Source organism: Brevundimonas sp., assembly GCF_050729455.1.
GTDB lineage: Bacteria > Pseudomonadota > Alphaproteobacteria > Caulobacterales > Caulobacteraceae > Brevundimonas.
On record NZ_JBOHLI010000098.1, the window covers coordinates 1 to 5,219 of the forward strand.

Annotated in this window: 7 protein-coding genes; 3 read left to right on the forward strand and 4 right to left on the reverse strand. The window is 67.5% G+C overall.

Annotated features, from left to right (window positions below):
* Positions 1–141: 141 nt before the first annotated feature.
* The 4 genes from gltX to ACREEF_RS15430 all read right to left on the reverse strand — a co-directional run bounded on the left by gltX (position 142) and on the right by ACREEF_RS15430 (position 3,207).
* Positions 142–1,476: a glutamate--tRNA ligase gene (gene gltX, locus ACREEF_RS15415; RefSeq protein WP_431566450.1), complete on the reverse strand. Its 1,335-nt coding sequence runs from the start codon at positions 1,474–1,476 to the stop codon at positions 142–144.
* A gap of 190 nt (positions 1,477–1,666) precedes the next feature.
* Entirely contained in the window at positions 1,667–2,035 is a 369-nt protein-coding gene (locus ACREEF_RS15420; RefSeq protein WP_431566451.1) for a DUF4377 domain-containing protein, read from the reverse strand.
* A gap of 126 nt (positions 2,036–2,161) precedes the next feature.
* Positions 2,162–2,596 carry an RNA polymerase-binding protein DksA gene (gene dksA / locus ACREEF_RS15425; protein WP_431566456.1) on the reverse strand — a complete coding sequence of 145 codons (435 nt, stop codon included), beginning with the start codon at positions 2,594–2,596 and terminating at the stop codon, positions 2,162–2,164.
* 185 nt (positions 2,597–2,781) lie between these two features.
* Positions 2,782–3,207 carry a flagellar assembly protein FliX gene (locus tag ACREEF_RS15430; protein ID WP_431566452.1) on the reverse strand — a complete coding sequence of 142 codons (426 nt, stop codon included), beginning with the start codon at positions 3,205–3,207 and terminating at the stop codon, positions 2,782–2,784.
* A gap of 181 nt (positions 3,208–3,388) precedes the next feature.
* Between ACREEF_RS15430 and ACREEF_RS15435 the strand changes: the two genes are divergently transcribed.
* The 3 genes from ACREEF_RS15435 to ACREEF_RS15445 form a co-directional block, all read left to right on the forward strand.
* Entirely contained in the window at positions 3,389–4,507 is a 1,119-nt protein-coding gene (locus ACREEF_RS15435; RefSeq protein WP_431566453.1) for a flagellar basal body P-ring protein FlgI, read from the forward strand.
* Positions 4,507–4,812, forward strand: a complete 306-nt coding sequence (locus ACREEF_RS15440) for a rod-binding protein (RefSeq protein ID WP_431566454.1) — start codon at positions 4,507–4,509, stop codon at positions 4,810–4,812. The genes ACREEF_RS15435 and ACREEF_RS15440 overlap by 1 nt, the downstream gene beginning before the upstream one ends.
* The coding region (locus tag ACREEF_RS15445) for a flagellar basal-body protein FlbY (protein WP_431566455.1) at positions 4,809–5,219 on the forward strand (411 nt) is incomplete at its 3' end. The genes ACREEF_RS15440 and ACREEF_RS15445, both read left to right, overlap by 4 nt.

The window sequence follows — 5,219 nt, forward strand, 5'->3', positions numbered from 1 at the left end:
GGGCGAAGCTCTGGACGAACAGGCCCTGGCGGTCTGCAACGCCGGCTGATCCAGCCCCGGTTGCACTAGAAACGTGCGCTGAACGATAAAGGCCGCCTTCGCAGGAAGGCGGCCTTTCTTGTATCCGATCGGGTTGGAGACTCAGCCCGCCTCGCCCTTCAGGCGACGCACGATGGCTTCGCGACCGATCAGGGGGGCCATGGCGGCCATGTCCGGCCCGTGCGCCTGTCCGGTTAGCGCCAGACGCAGCGGCATGAACAGACCCTTGCCCTTGGCGCCGGTCTTCTCCTTCACCGCCGCCGTCCACGCCGACCAGGCACCGGCGTTGATGACCTCGGGCAGGACCTCCAGCGCCGCGGCGGCGAAGGCCGCGTCCTCGATCACCGGGGTGACCGGCCCGGTGACGATCTTCGCCATGTCGGCGACGTCGGCGAACTTGTTCAGGTTCGGCTTCACGGCCTCCCAGAAGCCCTCGCCCAGATCGACGCCCAGCGCCGCCAGACGCGGCTGCGCCTCGGCATAGGTCAGGCCGTGCAGGGCCTGGGCGTTCAGGCGATCCAGGTCGGCGGTGTCATAGCGCGCCGGCGAGCGGCCCATCTTGGAGAAGGCGAAAGACTGACCCAGAGCCTCGACCGAAGCCGCGATCTCCAGATTATCCGAGGTGCCGATCTTGCCCAGGTGGCTGGTAATGGCGATCGGCTCATAGCCCTGGTCACGCATGTCGCTGATCGACAGCGAGCCCAGGCGCTTGGACAGGGCCGCGCCATCGGCGCCGACCAGCAGCGGCATATGGGCGAAGCCCGGAACCTTGGCGTCCAGGGCCTCGAAGATCTCGATTTGCGCGCCGGTGTTGGTGACGTGGTCCTCGCCCCGGATGATGTGGGTGATGTCCATGTCGATGTCGTCGACGACCGACGGCAGCGTATAGAGGAACAGGCCGTCCTCGCGGATCAGCACCGGGTCCGACATCGAGGCGGTGTCTACCTCGGCGTGGCCGCGCGCCAGGTCTTCCCAGGCGACGCGCTTGCCTTCCAGCTTGAAGCGCCAGTGCGGACGACGGCCCTCGGCCTCATAGGCGGCCTTCTCGGCGTCCGTCAGGTCCAGCGCGGCGCGGTCGTAGATCGGCGGCAGACCGCGCGACAGCTGCACCTTGCGGCGACGATCCAGCTCTTCGGAGGTTTCGTAGCAGGCGTACAGTCGACCCGACGCCTTCAGGCGCGCAGCGGCTTCCTCATAGCGGTCGAACCGCTTGGACTGGTTGTAGCGCTCGTCCCAAACCAGACCCAGCCAGGTCAGGTCGGCCTCGATGCCGTCCTCGAACTCCTGCGTCGAACGCGCCAGGTCCGTGTCGTCGATGCGCAGCACGAACGAGCCGCCCTGCCCCTTGGCGAACAGCCAGTTCACCAGAGCGGTGCGGACATTGCCGACGTGCAGCTTACCCGTGGGCGACGGGGCGAAACGAACCTTGACGGACATGAGGATCCTGCGAGCCTGAAAGCGAAGGCGGCCGGGCGGCCCGCCGCGAACCTTGGCGATCCGGGCAGAGCGTCCAGTCTCTGAAAACGCCGAAAAGGCGTCGCACCCCGCAGGATGCGACGCCGTTCCGACAGGGGCCTAGGTCGATCACGTCTCTCTCGAAGTCAAGAGACGCACGGCCCTAAACCAATCAGCGCTTGGGTTTCTGGTCCAGAATCTCGATCAGCGACCAATGCACCGACGAGGCGTCCGCCGGAGGGTTGGCGACGGGCGTGCCGCGAACGCGCAGGCGATACTCGACGCCCGGTTGATGCTGGAAGCCCTCATAGCCGAAGTAGTGCAGCGTCCACGGCTGATCCTCGGCCTCGCGCACCTGCAGACAGGTCGTGCGCGCCACCCCGGCGGTGCAGGGCTGGACGTCAGCCGCCACGAAAACGGTCTTCTCGACCGCCCGACCGACCCCAGGCTTCACCGGCTCCGGATTCGGCGCAGAGGTCTGAGCGCAGGCGCCCAGGGCCAGCAGGCTGACAGCCGACAGGGAGACGAGAAAACGGGTCATGAGAAATCCTTGGTAGAGTTAGCAGGCCGACAGCAAAATCGTGCCGACCCGCTCCATATTGCAGCGCAACATGGCTCAACTTGGGACCTTTCCCGAATTTTTCGTCACCTTCCGGCGACAGTCGGCTCAGTCGTCGCGGTGAACCCGTTCGCGGCGTTCATGCCGCTCCTGGGCCTCGACCGACAGGGTCGCCGTCGGCCGCGCTTCCAGTCGGCCCAGGCCGATCGGTTCGCCGGTGTCCTCGCAATAGCCGTAGGATCCGTCCTCGATCCGGCGCAACGCATCGTCGATCTTGGAGATCAGCTTGCGCTGCCGGTCGCGGGTCCGAAGCTCCAGCGCCCGGTCGGATTCCGACGAGGCCCGGTCCACCAGGTCCGGATGGTTTTCGGTTTCGGCTTTCAGATTAACGACAGTGCCCTTGGACTCGCGAAGGATGTCGTCCTTCCACGCCAGAAGCTTGGCCTTGAAGTAGGCCAACTGCCGCTCGTTCATAAACGGCTCGTCGTCGGTGGGCCGGTACACGACCGACTCTCCCTCGATCACAGACGCTAATGCGTTCATCGCACTCACGCTCATCTATCTGCGCCCCCCTGCGGCGCACTGGCCGTATAGGCAAGCCAGAGAGTCGCGGCAATGGCGTTCGCGTGTCCGTGATATGGCACGGGTTCATTAATGCGGCGACAGTGTGGCAGAATATCCTCACCAGAACCGCTCGCACGGCGTTTCCGCCGCATTTCCCGGGACTTCTAGGCTCGCGCCCGTGCGGTTTCCGCCTTGGCCATTTCCACGGCGGCGCGCAGGTCGATCTGGTCCAGCACGCTGTTCAGGCCCGGATCGGCGTCCTCGGGCCGCTCCTCGCGCAGGGTCCGCGCCAGCCGCTCCAGCGCCGGCGCCCCGTCCTGGCCGTTCAGCAGCGCCAGCTTCAGCTCGTCCAGCCGGTCCAGAAGCCCGCCGCCGCGGCGGATCGCCCGACGTCGACGCTCGGTGGCGTCCTCGACCCCTTGCAAGGCCATCAGCGCCGATACGCCCGCCACGCTGGAAGCGGACGAAGTCGCGGCGGCCGAAGCCGGCCCTGACGCCGCGCCGCTTGCCGGCAGACTGAAGCCGCCCGCCGCTTTCGCGGGGCGCGAGCCTTGCGTCGATGTAGCGCCCGAGGGGCCGGTGACCTTCATGATCAATGCTCCCGATCAGTCTGGACCATCGGCCAGGACCGTCACCGCTTGGTTAACGACCCGGCAGAATCTGCCGCCAAAACACCGCCCGGTACACTGGCATCATTGAATTTCAACAAGTTTTATAGCGGCACAAACTTCGCATGGTTAATCGCGAACGCCTCCACAGGACGTCTGTCGTATGCAGAAGTTGCTCACCGCCCTCCTCGCCTCCGCTTCCGCCGCCCTGATTCTGGCTGCGACGCCGCACGCGGCCGAGGCCCAGTCGCGGATCAAGGACATCGTCTCCATCGAGGGCGTCCGCACCAACCAGTTGGTCGGCTACGGCCTGGTGGTCGGCCTGAACGGCACCGGCGACTCGCTTCGCAACTCGCCCTTCACCCGCCAGTCGCTGGAAGGGATGATGGAGCGTCAGGGCGTCAACATCCGCGGCGCCAACCTGAACACCAAGAACGTCGCGGCGGTCATGATCACCGCCGACCTGCCGCCCTTCGCCACCCCGGGCTCGCGCCTGGACGTCGCTGTCTCGGCCATGGGCGACGCCAAGAGCCTGCTGGGCGGCACCCTGCTGGTCACGGCCCTGCAAGGCGCGGACGGCGAAATCTATGCCGTGGCGCAAGGCTCGGTCCAGACCGGCGCCGTCTCGGCCTCGGGCGGCTCCGGCTCCTCGGTGACACGCGGCGTGCCGACCGCCGGCCGCATCGCCTCGGGCGGGGTGGTCGAGCGTGAGACGGGCTTTGATCTCTCGGCCATGCCCATCGTGCGCCTGACCCTGCGCAACCCCGACTTCACCACGGCTCAGCGCGTCGCCGCCGCCATCAACCAGTCCTATCCCAACAGCGCCTTTGCCGAGAACGGCACCGTCGTCGCCATCCGCGCGCCCCAGACCCTCGGCATGGCCGGCTTCGTCAGCCAGGTCGAGAACCTGCCGGTTCGTGTCGACGCCCCGGCCAAGGTCATCATCGACGAGGTCAACGGCGTCATCGTCATGGGCGAGGCCGTCCGCGTCTCCACCGTCGCCATCGCCCAGGGCAATCTGACCGTGTCGGTGCAGGAAACCCCGCTGGTCAGCCAGCCCGAACCCTTCAGCCGCGGCGGCCAGACGGTCGTCGTCCCGCAGACCGACATCTCCGTGGAAGAAGAGACCGGCCGCCAGATTCGGATCGTCAACGGCGGCGCCTCGCTCTCGACCCTGGTCAACGGCCTGAACGCCCTGGGCGTCAGCCCGCGCGACATGATCAGCATCCTGCAAGCCATCAAGGCCGCCGGCGCCCTGCAAGCCGACATCGAGGTGATGTAATGGACGCCCTTTCCGTCTCTCCCGACCTGCTGCGTTCGCCCGAGACTGCCGCAAGGCGCGGCCAATCGCCGGAACAGATGCGCGAAACCGCCGAGGCCTTTGAGGCCGGCTTCCTGTCGCAGATGCTCAAGCCCATGTTCGAGGGCATTCAGACCGACGGCCCGTTTGGCGGCGGCGAGGGCGAGGCCACTTGGCGGAGTTTCCTGATCGACGCCATGGCCAAACAAACCGTCAAGGCCGGCGGCGTCGGCCTGGCCGACAGCGTCGTCTCCGAGATGCTCAAGATGCAGGAACAGCCCGCGTGACCGCCGACGTCGAGACCTCCACCCTGCGCGCCCGCCAGCTGGTCAACCTGACCCGAACCCTGACCGAACGCCTGGCCGCTGAGCGCGACGCCTTCCGCGCCCACCGGCCCCAGGACGTCGCCGCCGGCATGGCCGAGACCCAGGACCTGGCCAACCTCTATCGCCGCGAGTCTGCCCAGGCCAAGGCCGCGCCTGCCTTCCTGTCGGTCATCCCCGCCGCCGACCGCGACGCCCTTGTCGCCGCCACCCAGGCGTTCGAGGCCGTCCTGGCCAAGCACGCCTCGACCGTCGACGCCGCCCGCCAGGTGTCCGAAGGCCTGGTCCGCACCATCGCCGCCGAGGTCGCGGGCGCCCGCGCCCAGGGCGTCGGCTACGGCGCCTCCGGCCGCGCCACCGAGGGCGACGGC